Source organism: Carnobacterium sp. (genome assembly GCF_045617425.1).
Taxonomy (GTDB): Bacteria; Bacillota; Bacilli; order Lactobacillales; family Carnobacteriaceae; genus Carnobacterium_B.
Genome location: NZ_JAZLIO010000009.1, coordinates 529,608 through 552,657, shown reverse-complemented (window position 1 = coordinate 552,657; position 23,050 = coordinate 529,608). Strand labels below are relative to the sequence as shown.

Below are 23,050 nucleotides of genomic sequence, written 5' to 3'. Positions count from 1 at the left end.
TATTTTTATAGTAGAAAGGTGAATGACTGATGGAAGTAGATAAAATCATTACGAATGTACGAGTGTTTAATAGCTTTCTAAAGAAATTTGAATGGAAGGATGTGGCCATTCTTAATGGAAAATTCTTTTCAATAGGAATAGAGGCATCGGCAGATTTGAAATCAGATATCATTATTGATGCGAATGAAAATTACATGATTCCTGGATTAATCGATATCCATATGCACATTGAAAGTTCCATGGTTCCTCCTTCGATATTTTCGAAAGCTGGTTTGACCCATGGAGTAACAACGATTGTCGCTGATGCTCATGAAATCGTTAATGTATTCGGAGTGGAAGGAATGGATGCTTTTATGAATGAAGAAACGGAAATGGATATTTTTTATGCGATTCCATCTTCTGTTCCTTCAACGATTCCAGCATTAGAAACAACAGGTGGATTCATAGGAGTAGAAAAAGTTCAGCAATTATTAAACCATTCTAAAGTAATTGCTCTAGGAGAAGCCATGAATTTTGATGGCATCGTGAATGATCCCAATTCTTTAATTCGTCAAATTTTACAAACCGTGCAGGAAAAGAAACCTTTTATGCCTATTGAAGGACATGTACCACTCGTCTCGGGAATGGATTTGGCTAAATTTATGTACCAAGGTATAACGGCAGATCATACCCAGCAAAGTCCTGAATCTATCTACGAGAAAATTAGCAGTGGAATGTTTATTGAATTGCAACGCAAATCGTTAACAAAAGAAAATATGGAATTAGTAGTGAACAATCAATTTTATGAATACTGTGCCATTGTGACAGATGATATTATGGCAGATGAATTGCTAAATGGACATCTGAACGCAAATGTTCAATTGGCTATTGAAGCAGGAGTTCCAGTTGAACAAGCGATATATATGAGCACCTATACTCCAGCAAGAAGGATGAGCTTTCAAGATAGAGGTGCGATTGCTTCCGGTTTTAAAGCTGATTTTATTTTGTTGGAGGACCCTGCAACAATGGAAGCTTCAGCCGTTTACAAAGCTGGGAATTTGGTGCATAAAAAAGGGGACGAAATAAACTATCCCGAAACGAAACCGGTTTTTCCTGATTTCTTTTATTCATCTGTTCACTGTGAAAAAGTTACATGTGAGGATTTTCGAATTCAAGCTGAAGGTAAATCTGCTGTTTGTAATGTGATTCGTATAGCTGAAGTAGGAACCTTTACTGAATGTGTTCAAAGAGAAATCCCAATAAAAAATGGTTATTTGGATTGGGAATCAAGTGGCCTAGCGTTAATTGCAGTAATGGAACGCTATGGGAAATCTGGGAATACAGCATATGGTCTTGTCGAAAATGCACTGACAGAAAAAGGAGCAATAGGAACCACTTGGGCACATGATCACCACAATTTAATGGTGATGGGAACTTCAATTGAAGATTTAGTAGTAGCACAAAATAAGTTAGTTGAAATACAAGGCGGTTACTTAACCGTTGAAAATGAAACAGTTATAAGTTGTTGCCCGCTTTTAATTGGAGGAATCATCAGTGATGCGCCGATTCAAATTATCGGACAACAATTAAGTGAGGTACGCCAAGGAATGATTGATTTAGGTTATCGCAATGCAAATGAAATCATGTCTTTTTCAACATTGTCATTACCCGTTTCTCCAGCTATAAAAATTACAGATAAGGGACTGTTTGATGTGCGAAGTCAACGTCAGATTCCTTTAGTGGAGGAGATTAAATGAAGACTTTAATTAAAAACAGCCATATCTTAACGATGGATGCCAGGCGTACTGAATATTCTGATGGTTACTTAATTATAGAAGACAATGAAATATTGGAAATAGGTTCATATGATCAGCTCTTACAATCAGAAAGTAACTTTGATGAAGTAATTGATGGTTATCAAACGATTGCGATTCCTGGAATGGTGAATACACACACTCATATTGGCATGATCCCTTTTCGGTCGTTAGGTGATGATTGTCCTGATCGATTGCGTCGTTTTTTGTTTCCGTTAGAAAAAGCTTGTATGACGAAAGAATTAGCCTATCATAGTGGCAAATACGCAATTGCTGAAATGCAATTGGCTGGTGTTACGACATTTACAGATATGTATTATTTTGAAGATGCTCTAGCGCAAGCTACTGATGAAATGAAATCTCGAGCCGTTTTAGGAGAGACCATTGTTGATTTTCCAACTTGCGATGCTCCAAAAGCTCATGGTGGCATTGAGTATGCAAAAAAGTTTATTCCAAAATGGATCGACCACGAATTGATCACGCCAGCGATTGCTCCTCATGCACCAAATACCAATGACCCTAAAGCATTAAAAGCAGCCGCTGATTTAGCAGAAGAGTACGATATTCCAATGACCATGCATGTAGCAGAAATGGATTATGAAATGAACCATTTTAGAGAAAAGTATAGTGCTACACCTGTAGAATTTTTACAATCAATCGGTGTTCTTAGTCCGCGTTTTATCGCGGCTCATTGTATTCATATATCTGATAAGGATCTCCAAATCTTAAAACAAGAAGGAGTCGGAGTTGCTCATTGTATTGGAGCGAATACAAAATCAGCTAAAGGCGTCGCTCCAATACAAGAAATGCGTGATCTAGCTATTCCAGTAGGTTTAGGAACAGATGGACCAAGCAGTGGCAATACATTGGACTTATTTACGCAAATGAAACTCGTGGCTAATTTTCATAAAACAGCTTTAAACGATAGAAAGGCTTTTCCTGCTAAAGAGATTGTAGCAATGGCCACTATTGAAGGAGCGAAAGTATTGAATATGTCCGATGAAATTGGTTCTTTGGAATTTGGAAAGAAAGCTGATATCGTATTGATCGAAACGACTTCAGTCAATATGTTTCCAATTTTTGATCCTTATGCAGCGCTAGTTTATTCTGCAAATGCATCAAACGTGCGTGATGTCTTTATCAATGGAGCAGCAGTAGTCCGGAACAAACAATTGGTGAATCATGATTTATCTGATTTGCGTTCCAATCTAGCAGTTGAAATGACAGATTTTTCAAAAAAAGTCAAAGAGTTAGCCTGAAAAATCATGCTTTAGACCGATACATTCTAATTTTGCTACAGTTATACTAACTGTAGTCAAAAAAAATGGAGGTCATGTAAAAATGAAAATGAAGACAAAGCAAAATAGGACCCCAATGTCACAAGTGAAGTCTCTCATTCTTTCTTTATTTAATACAAAAACAAGCGGGAAAAAGAAATTAATGGTAGCAGGGATCATCCTCTATATCATTAGTCCAATCGATTTTATCCCTGACTTTATTCCAGTAGTGGGATATGCAGATGACGTCATTCTTCCAATACTCTTACTCATTGCCAATAAGTTACTTTCAGATGATACCCAAACAAGCACTGCTCAAATAAGAAAAGAAGCTGAGAAAGCTTAACACTAAACTTACTATAAAAATTAAGACGTGAATAAAATCTAACTTCGTTTCTCATATAAATCTCACTTTTCCTTGGAAGAGTGAGATTTTTTTGTTTTCAATTGTCCATGAATAGCTGTTTCCATGACACAGTGACACTATATAGAGAATGAAATGGCTTTTAAAAATAAGTATAACAGTTAGAAAGTCCAGGTTATTCTTATCAAGAATCTATTTTTATAAAGTGGGGAAAATTTTAAAAATTTAATAAGAAAGAAAAAGAGTCACTCCTTTTTCAAAAGGGACTCTTTTTCTTTAAGGATAAATCACCTAATTATAGTATTTTAACCTTGATTATTCTGCTAGTTTTTTTTTGTAAAACATATCCCAATAAATTTTACCTAATCCAATATTTCTACGAGTTATTAAATGACATTTCCTTAAATCGTTGTCTTTGTGTTCATACAAACCATAATGGTATAAATTCTGCTTAAGTTCATTTATTAGTGGACTATTCACATTTTCTAAGGGAATTAAGAGAAATAAAGAAGAGAGGGTTAGCCTGATATAATAATCTTTAAGTATGCGTGTATCGATTGTAGAGTCTTGTACTAATAGATTGATGGCATGTTCTAGTGCAGTTAGACCGGTTAATTTCCCTTTAATTTGTATCACACTTATGGGTAAATGGCGACTAAGATAATAGTGGTAATGAGGGGGTGGGCTGTAAATAATGGTTTGGCTTTTAAAGAAACATTGTATAACTACTAATAAATCTTCATAATAACTTATTTGTTCATCAAAACGGATAGTGGGATGAGAGTTAAATATATCTAATTTAAAAAGTTTATTACATAAAAACCCATAAGCTCTAGTTTGAGCTAAACAGAGTTGAATGGCTTCATTTTTTGATATCATTCTTGTTTCATCAGGTCCAGGAACGAGATAGAGTTCTGAAATAGTATCTTCGAAATATCTGCAAGTGATCATATCTGCATTGAATAGCTTATTTGTTGTGATGAGACGTTCCAACATTTCTGCGTCAATCCAATCAACAGCATTAATAAAACAAACATATTCTCCTTGAGCATGAGATAACCCAATATTTTTAGCAACAGAAAGATTACTATTTGGAATGTGGATAACTATAAATCTAGAATCATTTTTAGCGAATTTTTCACAAATTTCACCACTTTTATCAATTGAACCAATATCAATTAAAATGACTTGCAAATGATGATAAGTCTGACCTTTAATACTTTGTAAACATTTAGTCAGCGATTTTTCAACATTACGAATTGGAACAACTATTGAAATCATAACATTCCCTCCCAACTTTATTAATTTAACTAGACGGATTAAGAATCGGTTGAAAAATGATCATGATTTGTAAGGCTTTACATTAAGCTTACGAATTTATAAACTATTGTCAATAATAAACAGTCAATCCTTATGGGTTTATGGAAAAGCAAAAAATCCATGGGGGTTGACTGACTGGATCTATCCTGCTAAATTAAAAGAGAAACGGGGGTGGAGTGAATGGAAGAATATAGTTATTTACTGAGCTGTTACAATCACTTAGAGGGGAAACGTATCCAGTTGCGGCCAATCGTTTTGTCGGATGCGGAAGATATGTATGAATATGCTTCTGATGAAGAGACTGTTCGTTTTGTTTTTGAAAAGCATCAGAATTTAGAAGAAACGAGAAAAAATATTGCTAATTATTTTATGAAAGAACCTCTAGGGAAATACGGCATTGTATTGAAAAAAACAAAAAAGATGATTGGTACAATTGATTTAAGGTTGAAGGAAGAAAAAAATAGTGCGGAGATCGGATACACATTAAATAAGCAATATTGGGGAAGCGGATATATTACAGAAGCAGGAAAAATAATTCTTGAGCTGGGATTCGAAACATTAGGACTGGAACGAATTTTTGCTTGCCATGATAGTGAAAATCCAATGTCTGGAAAAGTAATGAAACGTTTAGGTATGACTTATGAAGGAACACTAAGAAAAAATAGAATCCACAAAAAACGATATATTGATGATGTTCATTACTCTATTCTCAAACAAGACTATTTATCTTAATTAATTTTCGTACTAGTTATAGAGCTGTAAAACTCATTCTTGTCAAGTTTCTATAATGGAGAGTCAACTTATAGAAAGAAGGTTAAGAAATGAATACATTTACTCAGGCAACATCCATGAATCAAGTTATCCAATTTATTAATGAAAATTCTCTTGCTTTTGTTTATATTTCAAGAGAAGACTGTGGGATTTGTCATGCTGTTCAACCCCAAGTACAAAGCATGCTAAAAGAATTTCCATCTATTCGACCAATTCAAGTCAATGCAGATATTATTCCAGAAGTGGCTAGCCAATTCACAGTTTTTACTGTTCCATCATTGTTGTTATTTAATGAAAGGAAAGAAGTTATCCGTGAAGCACGATTCGTTGTAATGAATGATTTATATAAGAAGTTTCAACAAGTTACTGAAAATTGTGCAAATAGATAAAATAGCCTTCACTCTCTAAGCTGTATTCAATTAGCGAGAAAGTGAGGCTATTTTAAGTAAGCAGTTATTTTTTTTCTTGAATTAATCCCTTTAATGATTGTGGGTTGATAGGTGGATTGCTTAGGACTGCACGCACTTCATCTAGATTAGGCTCTACATTCCAAGTTAAAATACCTACAGGAAGATCATCCTCTAAGTAATAAACTACTTTACCATTCCCAATTTCATCAATTAGTATTGTTAAGGAAGAGTCTAGTGTACCAATTGCTTTCCACGAAATAGAAAAAACAACAGAATAGAAGTAAGGTGTATATGCATAAGGCTCAGTTGAACCCGCCATTGCTTTACCGGCGGCTTTACCAGATTTTCTGGCATGATCCACATGTTCGATACGAGTTCTGCCCAAAATTTTATCCGGATAATAGGCAATATCACCAGCAGCCCAAATAGCTGGATCAGTAGTACGCAATTGTTCATCAACGTACACACCATCTTCTACTTTAAGGCCACTATCTTCAGCTAGTGAAATACGAGGAGACACACCTAAGCCAATGACGATTGTATCGCCTTCAACAGTAGACCCATCATCAAGTTGGAGTATAAACTTTCCATCTTTTTTTGTATAAGAATCAGCACGTTTACCATTTAAAAGTTCCACACCAGCTTCGCGGAAAGAACTTTCATATTCTTTTGCTAGTTCACTAGGAAATTGACTGCCTCCTAACACCTCATCAGGATAAATAAGCGTCACTTTTGTGTTGTTTTGAATTAATCCAGCGGCTAATTCTGATCCAATATATCCACCGCCTACAACGACAACATGTTGATTATTTCCAGAAAAATCACGGAGACGTCTATAATCAGACCATTCTCTAAATAAAATCACATGTTCATCATCCGGACCATCAATTTTTTTAGGCTCTCCACCCGTAACGAGTAGCAATTTATTATAAGCAATTGATGTGCCGTCTTTTAGTTTGACTCTATGCTGGTCTCGCTCAATAGCTGAAACGGTGGTATTGAGTCTTAGGGTTGTATCTTTAGTTTCTTTTGCAGTATTAAGTGTAATTTGATCTTCAGTGAAGGATGGATCAGTCCATAACTTTTTAGATAAAGCTGGCCTTGTGTAAGGCTCATCGCTATCAGAAGAAAGTATTCCGATACTGCCAAACACATCATGTTCACGAATACCTCTTGCTGCAGTATCTGCAGCCATTCCTCCACCAATAATTAAATAATCGTAATAGTTAGCTAATACTTGGGGATTTAATTTTTCTGTTGTGTAATTTGTCATGATAAATAACCTCCACTTTAGTTGCTAAATTGTTGCTACAGAACCTGCATCTACACGGTAATTTGAGCCATTTACAAATGAAGCTTTGTCCGAACAGAGAAAGGCAATAACTGCAGCGACTTCTTCAGTTTGACCACGACGCTTAAGTTCAAGATAAGGTCTTTTTTGATCAAGAAAAGACTGAATAGCTTCGTCTTTTGAGACTTGTAATTCTTTAGATCTTTTTTCCATCATCGCATCCGTCATCGGTGTTTCGATAAAAGCAGGTGAAACAGAGTTGACTAATAGGCCTTCACGAGCATATGTTCGTGAAAGTCCTTTTGATAGTGCAAGAATACCGGCTTTTGCACAACAATATGGAAGCTCATCATCATAAGGTTGAACCGCATCCTCAGAAGCAATGAAGACGAGTCTTCCCCAACCGCCAGCTCTTAGGTCGGGCAAAAATTCATTCACCAAACGAACAGGACCTAACAAGTCTACTTCAAGAGTCGTTGTCCAACCCTCATCATCTAATTCGTGGAAAAGTCCCTGTGCGCCGGTGATGCCTGCAGACTGAACTAAAATATCGATTTTTCCAATCTTTGCAGCAATTTTTTGATGAAGTTCTTTTAACTCTTCACTATTTGTAATATCTGCTGGAAAAAAGAAGACTTGATTCGAATGTCCGATTCTTTCAGCAGCTATAGCTAATTTATCTGGATCTTTATCAGTTAGAATGACTGATGCGCCTTCTTCTAAAAGGATACGCGCAGTTTCCCATCCAATTCCTGAATCAGCACCAGTGACTAATGCGATTTTTCCTGAAATACCCAAATCCATTACAGTTCCTCCTCATATATGATAGTTTAAGATAGTTTTCTTCATTAATAATGGAACAAATATACTTTTTTTCTATTTAACGTACCTAATTTCTTTGCTTAAAAAAAAGATGTAGGTATCAAAAAAGCATCAATAAGGAAATTCCTCTATTGATGCCTTCATTTCTTCAATCTAGAAAAATCACTTTATTTTATAGAGGTGTAGTGTCATCTTCATCTTCAACTGTGACGTCTCCATGTGTTTGTACATCTAAATTCTCTCTACGAACGGTATCTGTAACTTCTTTGACATCTTCTTTAGTATCTTTATTAATTGTTACTTCATCAGTAACAACTGAACGTTTATTAACATCAATTTGTTCTTCAGTTACAGGTATAACAAGTGTTTCATCTTCGAGTTCAAGCGACTCCTCTACAGGAGTACTATCCGTTACAGGATGTCTTTCAATGGTAACTTCTTCGTGTTTTACAGGAACATCAACGGTTTTTGTTTCTTCATCAACCGTTTTATTGATAGTTACTTCGCCAGTTTGAACTTCTGTCGTACCTACATCTAAACGTTCTTCTTTAAGTTGGATTCTTTCTTCATCTGTTAATGTGGCATCTTCTGTCTCAGTATCCAACGTTGAATAATCAGTCGTGTCTATTGTGTCGACGGTATCTACAGTATCTATTGAATCAGTAGGAGGAACATTAGGAGTGGTAGGTGTGTCGGTTGCTCCAAATGGAGTGCTGTTATCAAAGTCTTCAGCTCCAGATTCTTCAGAAAAGTCATCTACCAATACTACAATAGAGCCATTATTGATATCATCTTTATAGCTGCTCAAGACTGTCTCATCTGCTTCGTAACCTTCATCTGTTGTATCTACATTTGCATTTTCTGCTTCATCATCGCTCATTGTAAAAACGTTTTTTACTTTATCCATAAATGACTCACCGTTATCATCATTTTTATCGGCGTGTTCTGTAGAAACGCCTACTTCTAAATCATTAGGTAAAGTATCAGCCGTTTCTCTATTTGTGACGAGTGTAATTAAGTTATTATCGTAACCTTCTGTAACAACTTCATCAATAGCGATTCTTGCATCTTCAAATGTGAGGTAACTTCCTTTTACAAATTTACTCATAATATTCTATTCCTCCCTAAGATTTATTTTGTATGATTCATAATCATTATATAAAATAAAAAGAACGGAAAGCAAAGAAAAGGGCTTAAAAAAAGAGAACGGTTGCAAGTTATTCATCTGCTTAAACAAAGTGATATAAAATATTAAATTCTTAAACATATCAATAATAGAATGAAAGACTTAGCATGTAAGAATAAAAAGATCATCACAGTTTGGTTTGAGAAATTACCTTGCGAACTTCCTCTAGAGAATGTGTGGCAAAATCGCCTGTTTTGAACATAACGCTAACAAATAAAGCATCTATTAAACTGAGTTGTGTGATACGAGAAGTTAAGGCCTCAGAGCGGTAGTCCGTTTCTTCAGCGGTTGATAACAATAAAGCATCTGCGAACTTCGCTAAAGGAGAAAGGGAGTAACTCGTAATAATAATTGCTTTGGCTTTTTTTTCTTTAATAATTTCAGCCAACTGGATCGTGTCTTTTGTGATACCAGAATGTGAAATGATAATAGCGCAATCATTTTCCGTCAAACGAGAAGCTTGCATCATTTGGATATGAGTATCTTGTGTATAGGTAGAGTTTAGTGGGGTCCGTAAAAATTTATGGTAAGCATCCATTGCAATAATACTAGAGCCGCCAACACCAAAGAAGCCGATTGTTTTAGCAGCCGTTAAAAACTGAACAGCTTTGATAAGTTCTTGCTCATCTAATAATTTTTTTGTGTCATTTAAAGACTTGATATTGGAATCAAAAACTTTTTGTGCCATCAATAATTCATTGTCTTCTTTAGAAATATTTTCGTGGATAGATAAAGAACTCGATACTTTTTCTGAAGCTAAGGCAATTTTAAAATCTTGAAATCCATTATAACCTAAGCGTTTACAAAATCGAAAAAAAGTAGCGTCTGCAACTTGGATCGTATCTGAAATGTTGCTGATAGTTCCGTGCATTACTTCTTCAGGATGTAAAAGGATGAAATCTGCAATCATTTTTTCCTTGCTGCTTAAATCGCGATAAATTGATTTGATTTTTAAGTTAATATCTTGTGTTTTCATATCTTCACCTACTTAAAAGAGTTTTAGTAAGTATAGCATAAAACTATCAAGAAAAAATATTTTTTTTAATGGTTGCAAAAAGAAAAAATATTCCATATACTAAAACCATAAATACATAAGGAGTGGTGAAATTGGAAATTGGATTAGTTGGATTAGGAAAAATGGGTTATAATTTAGCCTTGAATTTACAAAAAAATGGTCATCATGTTGTAGGTTACGATAGTTTCGAGGCAGCAAGAAAACAAGCTGATGCAAGAGGAATAAAGACAGCGAAAGACCTAAAAGAATTGGTTAATAGTCTTAAACATCCTAAAATTATTTGGATTATGGTTCCAGCAGGAGATCCATTAGAGGCTGTTTTAAGTGAAGTGAATGAGTTGTTGGGACCAGATGATATCATCATTGACGGAGGAAATTCACATTACAAAGATTCCATTCGACACGCTAATATATCTGCAACAAAAGGCATTCATTTCTTAGATATGGGAACATCAGGTGGTACGAGCGGTGCTAATGCAGGTGCTTGTTTAATGGTTGGAGGCAACTCAGAAGCATTTGCAGTGATTGAACCCGTTTTAAAAGGTATTTGTGTAAAAGATGGGTATTTATATACTGGAAAATCTGGTAGTGGACATTACTTGAAAATGGTCCACAACGGTATAGAATATGGCATGATGCAAGCGATGGCTGAAGGTTTTGAAGTTGTTGAAAAGAGTGAATTCGAATATGATTTGGCCGATGTATCAAAAGTCTGGAATAACGGATCGGTCATTAGAAGCTGGCTGATGGAATTGGCAGAAAGTGCCTTTCAAAAAGATGCCCATCTTGATGAAATAAAAGGAATTATGCAATCGTCTGGTGAAGGAAAATGGACGGTAGAAGCCGCTATGGAAGCAAAAGTTCCAACACCTGTAATCGCACTCTCATTAATGATGCGGTACCGATCTCTAGAAGAAGATACTTTTACAGGAAAAGTGGTCGCTGCACTTAGAAATGAATTTGGTGGACACGGGGTTACAAAGAAATAAGATAGTCAAAAGAGCGGTTATTTCATATTTTTGAAATAGCCACTCTTTTTGATTTAACAGACGACATACGATTGTTTAAAATTTGTCAATTTCCTTTTGACAAGTTTGTATTCATTATCCATTGTAAGCGGAAACAAACACTTGTAAGATTATCCTATCAAAGAAATAAAGGAATTCAAGGAGGAAACCAATATGGAAGCTGTAAATAGTAAAGAGAGAATAAAAGATAAAACGACTATTAAAGTTGGGGCACAAAAAGTAGGAACTTTTTTAAGTAACATGGTGATTCCAAACATAGGAGCCTTTATAGCTTGGGGAATAGTTACAGCATTATTTATCCCTAACGGGTATTTACCAAATGAGAAACTTGCTGAATTAGTAACACCGATGATTACATACTTACTGCCATTGTTGATCGGATATTCTGGTGGGAAAATGATTTCGGGTCATCGTGGAGGTGTAGTAGGAGCAGTAGCATCAATTGGTGTTATCGTAGGAACGGATGTGCCTATGTTTATCGGTGCAATGATCATGGGGCCATTCGGTGGCTGGGCAATTAAAAAATTTGACGATATGTTTCAATCTAAGATAAGAGCCGGTTTTGAAATGCTGGTCAACAACTTTTCTAGTGGAATCATCGGTTTTATCTTAGCTATTATAGGGTATTTAGGAATTGGACCCATCGTTTCAAATATCATGGCCTTTTTAGGAAATGGAATCGAATTCATGATCAATGCAAATTTATTGCCATTAGTTAATCTGTTCACTGAACCTGGTAAAGTTATCTTTTTAAACAATGCAATCAATCATGGAATTTTAGGACCTCTTGGTGTTGAGCAAGCAGCTCAAACAGGAAAATCAATCTTGTTTATCTTATCTGGAAATCCTGGTCCTGGATTTGGAGTTCTATTAGCATACATGTTGTTTGGTAAAGGAACAGCTAAAGCTTCTGCACCAGGTGCTGCAATCATCCAATTTATTGGAGGGATACATGAACTGTACTTTCCTTATGTGTTGATGAAGCCATTAATGATTTTGGCAGTTATGGCCGGTGGAGTTGTAGGAACGTTAACATTCACACTATTTGATACCGGGTTAGTTGCTACTGCATCACCTGGTTCTATCCTTTCCGTTATTGCAATGACGCCTAAAGGTGAATACTTGCAAATATTAACTGGTGTGTTAGCATCAATTGTTGCATCTTTTGTTGTTGCAATGCTTATTTTAAAAGCAGACCATTCTGAAAATGAAGACTTTGAAAGCAATGTAACTAAAATGCAAGGAATGAAAGCTGAGTCAAAAGGTGCAGTTCTAAATACAACTTCCGCTAGTATTTTAACTGAATCTGAAAGCGTTGAACAAACGATTTCTTCAGCAAACGTTAAGCGAATTATTTTTGCTTGTGATGCAGGAATGGGGTCTAGTGCTATGGGAGCATCGATTTTAAGAAACAAAGTAAAAAAAGCCGGTCTAGAAATACCCGTTACGAATTCAGCCATTAGTGATCTGGAAGATGAACAAGGAACGTTAATTATTACGCAAATTGAATTAAATGCTAGAGCACAACAAAAAACACCAAGTGGGATGCATGAAACAGTCGATAACTTTTTAAGTAGCCCTAAATACGATCAAGTTATCGAAAGTTTACTCCATTCTTGATGATAGAATAAAAAGTAATAAAAAGAGAGTAGGAACGAGGGTAATAAATGTATTTTTCAATAAAAGAAAAGCAATTATTGGAATTGCTTTTGCTGAATAAAACTGGGATTTCTTTAGAGGTCTTGGCTAGAGAACTGGAAGTGAGCAGTCGAACAATTTATCGCGAACTTGCCCTAGCTGAAGATACGCTATCTCTTTACCACATTGTTCTTAATAAAAAGTTAGGTACGGGATTTTATTTAAGTGGTGAATTAGAAGAGTTAAATCGATTAAAAAAAGATTTATTAAATACAGATCTTATTTTTGATTCAAAAGATCGTCAGAGTTATCTAATTTGTCAGCTTTTACTCACAAAAGACAACATTAAATTAATAGGATTAGCACAAGACTTTAATGTGAGTCCAGGAACGATCAACAATGATTTAAGCAAAGTTGCAGAAATTATTGAAGGAGTCCAAATGACCTTACAACGTGGGAAAGGTAAAGCAGTTTCCATTAAAAGCGATGAAGAATCTTTGCGGTTGATCGTCAGCGGAATTATTACTAGCAAATTAAATGAATACGAATTTTTAAATCTTTTTCAAAATGAGTATGATGAGGAGCACTTTGAACGAGTAAAGAAAACAAGAATGCCATTTTTATCTTTTCTAACTTATCGTTATTTTAAACTAGCTGTACAGACTACCTTTCGAATGAAGCAACATTTTTTTGAAGATATATCCAATAGTGGTTTAATGCAATTTATTGTTATTTTAACTTTAACGATTATGCGTTTATCCGAAGACAATCCGTTAACCGATATTCATGTTGAAGAAAAAGAAAACTCTATTCTCACTAATAACATAACGGATTATGTGATTAAAAATATTTCTCAAGAAACGGAGTTGCAATTTTCAAGATCAGAACGAAGCTTTTTAAAAAAGGCAGTAAACGGTGTGCGTTTTTTTCAAAAACAAGATGTATTTTCAACAGATTATAACATGGAACTAACGTATCATGTTAAGCACTTTATTCATTTGGTTGAAACAGAAGTTCACTGGGAATTTAGCAAAGACCATACACTATTTTCGGGTTTATTGACACATATGGAAGCTTTACTAAATCGTACAGTTACACCGGTTCTACAAGTAGAAGATAGCCTTTACGCAACGATTCGTGAACGTTATCCAGAAATTTATAAAGGTGTAATAATAGGGTTAGCAAGTGTCTATCCAGATAAACGTTTTTCAGAAAATGATTATATTTATCTAGTTATTCATTTTGCTTCTTCTTGGGAAAATGACAAAAAAATATATGGCTTAAAAGCAATGGTCATTTGTACTAGCGGAATTGGTACCTCAAAAATCTTAGAAAACCGATTAAATAAACATTTTTCTGAGTTGAAAGAAATAACGGTAGTTTCTCTTTCTGAGGTAAATGACTATCAATTAACGGACTTTGATTTTATTTTTTCAACTGTTTTATTGCCACATTTTTCAGTACGTTACCACTTGATTACGCCTATGCTTTTGAGTGAAGAATTAATTAAGATCAAAGGATTAATCGATGAGTGTATTGATCAAAAGAAGGATTACACATTGACCGATTCGATAAAAGAAATAAACAAACAAAATAGCGAAAAGGTACCTACAGAAAAAACGTTAAAAGAAATTCATCATTTGTCTAAAACCGCATTAGGTATCCTAAATTATTTTTCCATAGAGTCTATTAATGGGAATCAGCCACTAGAAGAAAGGTTATTATGGATTTGCCGTCAACTCCAAGATATTGGAGTTTTAACAGATGCTAGAAATGTGCAACAAAAGTTGATGGAACGAGCGAAAGTTGCTCCGGTAGGCATACCTGGAACTCAAATGGGACTTTTTCACGTGAGAAATGCTCATGTTGCTTCTAGTTATTTTGGAATCTATGAATTAGAGCAAGAGGTGCCCATCTTAGGAATTGATAGGAAGAACATGCTCTTGAAAAGGGTATTGATAATGGTCGCACCTTACCCGCTAAATGTTGTTGAGCGGGATTTATTAGGCTTAGTCAGTAGCATGGTAATTGAAAATGACAGTACTACAGCTTTGTTTAATAAGGGCGAGGAAGAAGCGATTCGAAAGAAGATTGAAAAGGAATTTAAAGCCTATGTGCTAAGAAAGACTTATTAAAACTAGAGGAGTGATTGAAAATGGTAACATTAACCAAAGAATGGATTGAATTAGGAGCAGTAGCTGAAACTAAAGAAGAAGCTATTCGTTTAGTAGGTAATTTATTAGTTGAAAACGGTGCAGTAAATAAAGAGTATATTGAAAGTATGCTGGAAAGAGAAAAGACTGTGTCTACTTACATGGGAAATTTTATTGCTATTCCTCATGGGACCGATAGTTCAAAAAAAGATATCTACAAAACAGCTATTTCGGTAGCGACTTTCCCGAATGGAATTGATTTTAGTGAAACAAGTGATGAAAATAAAGTATTTGTTTTATTTGGAATTGCAGGTAAAGGCGACGAACACTTAGATTTATTGTCTTCTATTGCTATCTTTTGTTCAGAAATTGAGAATGTGCAAAAGTTGATTACAGCTGATACACCAGAAGAAGTGATTGAATTATTGAAAACTACAAATGAATAATAGTTAACCAACAAGAATATGGGTAAACAAATTTAAAAAATAACAAAAAAAGGAACTGCTATGCAGCTTCTTTTTTGTTATTTTTATGTAACTTGGTAAAGTAGTCAGATAGAGTAGCATATCCCCTAAAAAAATTCTCAAACTTATATACTACTATATTAAGCTGTCCCGTATTGTTATGATTTGAAAAAAAAAAATAATGATACTACCATTACTTAAAGTATTCAAAGAATTTTATAAAGGAACATTTATTATCAAAAAAAAGTAAAGTTAAATTATTCTTTTTTATAAAGGAACTTAATTTCTTTCTAACGAAAAAATTTAATCAGATGGGCTAGTAATTCTTGTCAAATATGATGTTAGAATGCAAATTTATAAGTAATTTTAATTTGATTTTAAAAGAAATTACTTCCAAGCAATAATTAAAAGTACAGCTTTTTTGCATTTTTTTTTCTTTTGATTAAACTATAGTTAGTAAGCGTTATCAAAATATGAGGTATAGTCTTAATTTTTTAATCTGCCCAATTGAAGTGCATGCATTTTATCATTAATCGTAAGGGATTAAGGTTGCTTATACGAGGAGGAATTGCTATGAAGAGGTTAGAGATGAATCAACTGGATAAAAAAAAATCGAGTAACATGAAAGATTTACATTTAAAAAAATTAAAAGACCAAGTTATCGTTATTACGGGTGCCTCTAGTGGAATAGGTTTAGTGACAGCAAGAATGGCTGCGGAAAAAGGAGCAAAAGTTGTTGTGGCTGCGAGAAATGAAGAAGCTTTGCAAAAATTAGTAGAAGAATTGCAACGGAAAGGTCATTCAGCTATTTATGTTGAAGCAGATGTTGGAAAAGAAGAAGATGTCAACGCGATTGCTGAAGCAACTTTAAGAGAATTTGGGCGTTTTGATACGTGGGTCAACAACGCAGGAATCTCTATTTTTGGTCATTCCATGGATGTTAGCACTAAAGATATGAGACGTATGTTTGAAACAAATTTTTGGGGTGTAGTTTATGGTAGTAGGGCAGCGGTAGAGCATTATAAGGACCGTAAAACGCCAGGCGCATTAATTAATATTGGTTCTTTATTTGGTGATAGAGGTACTACGGTTCAATCAACTTATGCTTCCTCTAAATTTGCTGTACACGGATGGACAGAGAATCTTCGGATGGAACTTGAAAAGGAACATCTACCTGTTTCTGTAACGTTGATTCACCCGGGTAGAATCGATACCCCATACAATGAACATGCTATGAGTTATATGGATAAACAGCCTGGTCATAGAGGAATGATTTACCCACCGGAAGCAGTAGCAGAAGCCATTTTATTTGCTGCAGAAAATCCAAAAAGAGATATATTTGTGGGTTCTCAAGCTAAAATTTTTGTTGTATTAGGCAGAGTATTTCCACGGTTTACTGATAAATTAGTTGAAAAGATTATGTACCCGACTCAGCATTTAGACAAACAGTCTAATCCGCCCGAAGAAAGTGCGTTATATCATGCGGGGTATGGATTACATGAGAGAGGAACTAAAGAAGGTTGGGTTCGTTCAAATAGTTATTACGTAAAAGCAACTAAACACCCAATGATTACAACAGCAGCAATTACTGGGTTAGGAGCATTGTTTTTATTGGCGGCTAAAAAAAAATATAAAGTATAGGTAAAAAAGCAGTGATAAAGGTCTTTTGTGAGACTATAATCACTGCCTTTTTTGTGCATATTTGAATGTATTGATAGTAAGTAAATTAAATTACTACTTGAAAGGCTTTGCGGAAAATAAAATCTTTGAACCCCGATATATTGTTAGTTAATAATATAGTAAAAGATAATCAGTGTAGTGTTTTATTAATGAAAGAGCATGATTTACCCAATGAATACAATTGCCCTATCTATTGTATTTTTTTAGCAGTAGAAATATTAGTTATGTGAAGGTTCTTAAGTGGAGCATAACTAATTAAATTTATGTGAAGAAATTATAAACTTATTGAGTAGTTTTAGAAATGTGTAAGTAATTATTTTTTTAACTTAATCAGATAAAAGGTATACTGTTAGTAGGAAGATTAATTCAGTTGCTTATATAAGAGCGTCAACTGTTTATGGGGTGGAAAATATGTTTACAGGAAGACGGTTAACCGAAGCTTACGAAAATGCTAGAGTGGAAGAATTTGATGAGCATTCAAAATACATTTTTTTTAGTGATGTCCATCGAGGCAATGGGAATATATCAGATGAATTTACTCGAAACCGCAACATTTTCCTACATGCTTTAAAGTATTATTATAAAAATGGCTATACTTATGTAGAAGCAGGAGACGGAGATGAATTGTTAGAGTACTCTGATTTTACTTATACCAAAAATGCCCATAATGAAGTATTTGACATGATAAAAAAATTTTTTGATAGCGATCGATTGATAAAATTGTATGGCAATCATGATATTGCTTTAAAAAATCAGAAGTATGTTGAAAAAAATTACTACACTAATTACGATGAGTACACCGAAGAATATTTTGATTTTTTAAAGGGACTTCAACCTATTGAAGCATTGGTATTGAAGTATAAAAAGACAGGACAAGAAATATTAACGGTACACGGACACCAAGGCGATGCACCGAACGATCAATTTGCCTTTTTTACAATGTTGTCTTTAAAATTCTTTTGGCGCTTTCTCCATGGATTTGGCATTAAAAATCCTTCAAGTCCGGTTAAAAATGTAACCAAGAGACATAAAATCGAGAAAAACTTTGGGAAATGGATAAGAAAGAATAAAATCATGCTTATTTGTGGGCATACACATCGATTTAAGTACCCAAAAGATAAAGATCTCCCTTATTTCAATACTGGTTGTTGTGTCTATCCAACGATTATTACTGGAATTGAAATAGCTGAAGGTAAAGTTCGATTAGTACGATGGGAAACAAAAGTAAGTAAAAAAGGTGTATTGACTATAAAAAAAGATACCATGCGAGGACCAGAACCAATTGAAGAATTTGATATGCAATTGGAAGGTTGGAACAAAAATAATAGTCAAATATAAATTCTTTGAATTGAAAAATTAAATACGATAAAGCTAACTTTTCTAAATATAGAGGTTAGCTTTTTTTGTGTAAAAAAAATAATAAGTTTAAAATAAACTAGTTTTTCTATTGAAAATTAAAAACAACTTTGTACCTCAGTAATTACTGAAAAAAAAAGCATGTGTCAATTTTAAAATAGTTGCGATAGGTACTTTTTTAGGAAAGTACATGTAGCAGGTTGATAACAGCTGTAATAAAAAAATAAAGAATAAAAAATTTGTAAATTTTTTAATTATCACTAAAAATGGTACAACTTTTTTTATGAATTCAAGGGATATTACTTCAAAAATTACAAAGTCTGTGATAAATTGTACGAAATAAATCGTTTTCATTTCAAAACGACTTTTTTTATTAAAATTAAATTAGTTTTCGTGATCGGTTTATTGCTTTTTTCATACGTTGTGTTTTAAAAAAGTTTCGTAAATATGAGGAGGAATAAGGCATGGGGAAGTCTTTTGATTATAGAAAGAAAATGAACAACAATAGGAAAATACATATTAAACGAGTAAGGAAAATAGTACTGTCTTCAGCAGTAGCTTCGACGCTGGTTTTTCAACCATTTATTCCAGTAATTGAAAATGGGAAATTAGTCGGATTTACTGAAGAGTCTGCATCAGCAGCTACTTTAGCTGAAGTGGGTATACTTGAAGATATTGATATTGATGCTGCTTTAGGTAATTTAGAGGGCCCAGGACCCTACGAGTTAGACCTTGATTTAACGGGAACAGGTTTAGCGAATATTGATTTAGTAAGCCCTCAAACTGTAGCATTGTTTAATCTTCCTAGTTTGGCCGGTAATATAGCTACTGCTGGCCCAGCGGATGTTCGTGTTGAACTTTTGCCTGTCACTTTGGATGATTTGCCTGCTTTAGGAACATTGGTTTCTAACTTAACAGGAACATTAGATACAGCGGTGTCTGGTATTGTAGGAACATTAGATACAATTGTAGAGCTTCTTCCTGCTGATGTTTTGGAAGTGAATGGATTAGAGGAATTGCAAAATGCAGTAGCAGCTTTAAATAATGTTGATGCTGCTTTAGCAGATTTACTTGTGTATGAAGATCAAGTAGGTGCTGTGATAAATCCAGATGGTTCAATTAGTGTAGACTTCACTAGCGGTTTGGATAAATATTTAGACACTGCAGTAGATAGGGTAGTTACTGAATTGCTAAATGATGTAATCGTTGCTGCTCAAGGGCTTGAAGTGAACTTGTTACAAGAAGTTCCTATTGTAGATACAGTTGTTAATGGATTGATAAATGGTATTTTAAGTACAGTAACTGGAACAATTTTGCCTACTGTTCAGACAGCTGTAGATGGTATTGCATCTGGAACAACAAATTTGACTGGAGAATTAGCTGCTGCGCAAGTTATTGGTTCTACACAGGTCAACTTGCCAACGACAATCAATAGAGTACCAGAGGTTTCAGGAGAAGTTCCGATTTCTGGAGCAGTGATAAATACAAATTTTATTGATCTTACATTACTGAGTACTTTACCTTTGGAAACAAGTGTAGTTTTACCTGAATTGGATACAACTGCACCAATCATTACACCTATCGCAGATGTAACGACAAATGAAGATGCACCAATTGCACCAATTTTAGTGGAATCAAATGAAGAAGGCTCAATAGTAGTAAACGAGTTACCAAGTGGTTTGACGTTTGATGAAGCTAGTGGACTGATCACAGGAACTCCGGTAGTTGATGATTGGGGACAAACTGAAGAAGAACGCGACTTTACAGTAGAAGTAACAGCAACAGATGATGCTGGTAACAAAGCAACACCTGAAACATTTGTGATTACGGTTCAACGCGATACAGATGGAGACGGAGATCCAGATGTAACAGATCCAGATGATGACAATGACGGTGTACCAGATGAGGAAGAAGTAGAAAATGGAACGGATCCAAAAGTGGATGATATTGCACCAGTCATCACGCCAATTGACGATGTAACGGGGCTGGAAGACAGTGTTATTGAAAACATTTTAGTTGAAGTTAATGAAGCAAGTGATGTAACAGTTAATGGATTACCTGAAGGAATTGTATTTGATGAAACTACCAATAGCATCACAGGTACTTTAACTGTAGAGGATTGGGGAGCAAGTGAAGAAACAAGAGTTTCTAATGTAACAGTAACCGCCACAGATGAAACTGGGAATGAGAGTACCGAAACATTCACAATCACAGTAGAGCGCGATACAGATGGAGACGGAGATCCAGATGTAATGGATCCAGATGATGACAATGATGGAGTGCCAGATGACGAAGAGATTGAGAATGGAACAGATCCAAAAGTAGATGAACTAGCTCCGGTTATTTCCCCTATTGAAGATGCAACGGCAACTGAAGATGAACCAATCGAAGCTATTTTAATTGAAGTAGACGAATCCAATGAGTTTACAGTTGACGTAGCAGGGTTACCAGAAGGACTTGAATATGATCCAGAATCAGAAAGTATCGTGGGTACGCCTACTATTGAAGAGTGGGAAGGAACAGAAGAAACACGAGAGTTTGAAACAACAGTAACCGCCACAGATGAAGCAGGGAACACAGATACTGAAGAATTCGTAATCACAATAGAGCGCGATACTGATGGAGACGGAGACCCGGATGTAACGGATCCAGATGATGATAATGACGGAGTACCAGATGACGAAGAGATTGAAAATGGAACAGATCCAAAAGTAGATGAATTTGCTCCAGTGATATCACAAATTGAAGATACTGTTGCTATCGAAAATGACCCAATTGAAGATATTATTGTTGAAGTAGATGAATCAAGTGATATTACAACTGAAGGGTTGCCAGATGGACTTGAATATGATTCTGAAACAGAAAGTATTACTGGTACACCAACTGTTCCTGATTGGGGAGAACTAGAAGAAACAAGAGATTTTGAAACAAGTGTAACCGCAACTGATGAAGCAGGAAACACAGATACTGAAGAATTCGTGATCACAGTAGAGCGCGATACTGATGGAGATGGAGACCCAGATGTAACGGATCCAGATGATGACAACGATGGTGTAACAGATGAAGAAGAAATCAGTAACGGAACGGATCCAAAAGATGACACAGATACACCAGACTTGGAAGCACCAAATGCACCAGAGGTAGATGGTGTAACAAGTGAAGATACCGAAATAGTTGGTAGCACTGAACCTGGAGCTGAAGTAACTGTAACGTTCCCTAATGGAGAAACGGCAACAGGAACAGCAGACGAAGAAGGCAACTTTGTAGTAGTGATTCCTGAAGACATCGACTTAACTGGTGGAGAACAACTAGAGGTCGTTGCAGAAGATGAAGCAGGTAATGTCTCAGAAGTAACACCTATAGAAGTTGATGATACTACAGCGCCGATCATTTTGGAAATTGAAGACCAAACAGTTATCGAAGGAAATCCAATTGAAGATATCGAAGTAATTGTTGAAAATCCTGGAGAACAAGCTGCTCTAGCTAGAGTTATGGCTATTAATCTAATCATGCCGCTAGCAACACCTCTGGTAGACGGAGCTATTGTAACAGGGTTGCCAGATGGTGTCACATTTGATACAAATGGAAATATCATCAGTGGAGTTCCTATAGTCGATGATTGGGGTGCAACAGAAGAGTCACGCGACTTTGTGGTTACTGTAACCGCAAGAGATGAAGCTGGTAATGAAGCTACTGATGAATTTACGATTACGGTATTACGTGATACGGACGGAGATGAGAATCCAGATGTAACGGATCCAGATGATGATAATGATGGAATAACGGATGAAGAAGAAATTGAAGCAGGAACAGATCCTAAAAATCCTGATGTATTAGCACCAATCATTTTGCCAATTGAGAATGTTGATGTTGTAGAAAATCAACCAATTGACGACATTGTGGTTGATGTGAATGAGCCAAGTGATGTGATAGTTGATGGTTTGCCAAATGGACTTGAATACGATCCTGAAACAGGTATCATCAGTGGAACTCCAGTAGTCAATGATTGGGGCGATAATGAAACGGAAAGAGACTATGTCGTAACTATCACTGCAGAAGATGAAGCTGGAAATACTAGTACATTAGAGTTTATCTTAGTTGTCCAACGAGATACAGATGAAGACGGGGATCCAAATGTAACAGATCCGGATGATGATAATGATGGAGCAACGGATGAAGTAGAAATTCAAGCTGGTACAAATCCATGGGACAATACAAATTATCCAAGAAGTGGATCAGGATCTGCTAATAATACTGTGAAAAACCAAGCAATGCTTCCTCAAACGGGTGAATCACAAAGTATTTTTGCAGTAGTTAGTGGTTTAGTTCTTGCAGCTGTTAGTAGTGCAATGCTTATGTTTAATAAAAAGAAAAATTCTTCAAACAGTTCAAAAAGAAACATTAAGAAATAGAGTTGTATGAGTAGTTTACCGTAGCTTTAATAATATAAGAGGCGAATAACTCTTAGCAACTAAACGATTG

General features: G+C 35.2%; 17 protein-coding genes. 12 read left to right on the top strand and 5 right to left on the bottom strand.

Annotated features, from left to right (window positions below; translation table 11 throughout):
- Window positions 1–29: 29 nt before the first annotated feature.
- From ACKI3H_RS05900 to ACKI3H_RS05890, 3 genes are all read left to right on the top strand, one after another.
- A complete protein-coding gene (locus tag ACKI3H_RS05900; protein ID WP_407371346.1) occupies window positions 30–1,736 on the top strand; it encodes an adenine deaminase C-terminal domain-containing protein in 1,707 nt (568 codons plus the stop codon).
- Window positions 1,733–3,052: an amidohydrolase gene (locus tag ACKI3H_RS05895; RefSeq protein WP_407371345.1), complete on the top strand. Its 1,320-nt coding sequence runs from the start codon at window positions 1,733–1,735 to the stop codon at window positions 3,050–3,052. Before ACKI3H_RS05900 ends, ACKI3H_RS05895 begins: the two co-directional genes overlap by 4 nt.
- A gap of 82 nt (window positions 3,053–3,134) precedes the next feature.
- Window positions 3,135–3,416, top strand: a complete 282-nt coding sequence (locus ACKI3H_RS05890) for a YkvA family protein (RefSeq protein ID WP_407371344.1) — start codon at window positions 3,135–3,137, stop codon at window positions 3,414–3,416.
- Between the two features lie 333 nt (window positions 3,417–3,749).
- On the opposite strand, the gene ACKI3H_RS05885 is transcribed toward ACKI3H_RS05890, so the two are convergent.
- Complete coding sequence (locus tag ACKI3H_RS05885) at window positions 3,750–4,715, bottom strand: glycosyltransferase family 2 protein (protein WP_407371343.1); 966 nt, start codon at window positions 4,713–4,715, stop codon at window positions 3,750–3,752.
- Between the two features lie 219 nt (window positions 4,716–4,934).
- Here ACKI3H_RS05885 and ACKI3H_RS05880 point away from each other — a divergent pair, with 219 nt between their 5' ends.
- Together ACKI3H_RS05880 and ACKI3H_RS05875 are read left to right on the top strand one after the other, a co-directional pair.
- The gene (locus ACKI3H_RS05880; protein ID WP_407371342.1) at window positions 4,935–5,486 is read left to right on the top strand and encodes a GNAT family N-acetyltransferase; all 552 of its coding nucleotides are present in this window, start codon (window positions 4,935–4,937) and stop codon (window positions 5,484–5,486) included.
- 89 nt (window positions 5,487–5,575) lie between these two features.
- A complete protein-coding gene (locus ACKI3H_RS05875) occupies window positions 5,576–5,914 on the top strand; it encodes a thioredoxin family protein (RefSeq protein WP_407371341.1) in 339 nt (112 codons plus the stop codon).
- Between the two features lie 64 nt (window positions 5,915–5,978).
- On the opposite strand, the gene ACKI3H_RS05870 is transcribed toward ACKI3H_RS05875, so the two are convergent.
- The 4 genes from ACKI3H_RS05870 to ACKI3H_RS05855 form a co-directional block, all read right to left on the bottom strand.
- Window positions 5,979–7,208 carry an NAD(P)/FAD-dependent oxidoreductase gene (locus ACKI3H_RS05870; protein ID WP_407371340.1) on the bottom strand — a complete coding sequence of 410 codons (1,230 nt, stop codon included), beginning with the start codon at window positions 7,206–7,208 and terminating at the stop codon, window positions 5,979–5,981.
- A 24-nt stretch (window positions 7,209–7,232) separates the two neighbouring features.
- Window positions 7,233–8,030: an SDR family NAD(P)-dependent oxidoreductase gene (locus ACKI3H_RS05865; RefSeq protein ID WP_407371339.1), complete on the bottom strand. Its 798-nt coding sequence runs from the start codon at window positions 8,028–8,030 to the stop codon at window positions 7,233–7,235.
- Between the two features lie 190 nt (window positions 8,031–8,220).
- Window positions 8,221–9,156, bottom strand: coding sequence for a YsnF/AvaK domain-containing protein (locus ACKI3H_RS05860; RefSeq protein ID WP_407371338.1), 936 nt, complete (start codon window positions 9,154–9,156; stop codon window positions 8,221–8,223).
- Window positions 9,157–9,361: 205 nt separating this feature from the next.
- Entirely contained in the window at window positions 9,362–10,210 is an 849-nt protein-coding gene (locus ACKI3H_RS05855; protein ID WP_407371337.1) for a MurR/RpiR family transcriptional regulator, read from the bottom strand.
- Window positions 10,211–10,341: 131 nt separating this feature from the next.
- Here ACKI3H_RS05855 and gnd point away from each other — a divergent pair, with 131 nt between their 5' ends.
- The 7 genes from gnd (at window position 10,342) to ACKI3H_RS05820 (ending at window position 22,980) form a co-directional block, all read left to right on the top strand.
- Window positions 10,342–11,238, top strand: coding sequence for a phosphogluconate dehydrogenase (NAD(+)-dependent, decarboxylating) (gnd, locus tag ACKI3H_RS05850; protein ID WP_407371336.1), 897 nt, complete (start codon window positions 10,342–10,344; stop codon window positions 11,236–11,238).
- Between the two features lie 192 nt (window positions 11,239–11,430).
- A complete protein-coding gene (locus ACKI3H_RS05845; RefSeq protein ID WP_407371335.1) occupies window positions 11,431–12,897 on the top strand; it encodes a PTS mannitol transporter subunit IICB in 1,467 nt (488 codons plus the stop codon).
- 47 nt (window positions 12,898–12,944) lie between these two features.
- A complete protein-coding gene (locus tag ACKI3H_RS05840; protein WP_407371334.1) occupies window positions 12,945–15,050 on the top strand; it encodes a BglG family transcription antiterminator in 2,106 nt (701 codons plus the stop codon).
- 20 nt (window positions 15,051–15,070) lie between these two features.
- Window positions 15,071–15,514 (top strand): PTS sugar transporter subunit IIA, encoded by a 444-nt coding sequence (locus tag ACKI3H_RS05835; protein ID WP_407371333.1) that lies wholly within the window; start codon window positions 15,071–15,073, stop codon window positions 15,512–15,514.
- A gap of 591 nt (window positions 15,515–16,105) precedes the next feature.
- Window positions 16,106–17,173 carry an SDR family oxidoreductase gene (locus ACKI3H_RS05830; protein WP_407371332.1) on the top strand — a complete coding sequence of 356 codons (1,068 nt, stop codon included), beginning with the start codon at window positions 16,106–16,108 and terminating at the stop codon, window positions 17,171–17,173.
- A gap of 450 nt (window positions 17,174–17,623) precedes the next feature.
- Window positions 17,624–18,550, top strand: coding sequence for a metallophosphoesterase (locus ACKI3H_RS05825; protein WP_407371331.1), 927 nt, complete (start codon window positions 17,624–17,626; stop codon window positions 18,548–18,550).
- 482 nt (window positions 18,551–19,032) lie between these two features.
- On the top strand, window positions 19,033–22,980 hold the full coding sequence (locus ACKI3H_RS05820; protein WP_407371330.1) for a putative Ig domain-containing protein: 3,948 nt from the start codon (window positions 19,033–19,035) through the stop codon (window positions 22,978–22,980).
- Window positions 22,981–23,050 lie beyond the last annotated feature (70 nt).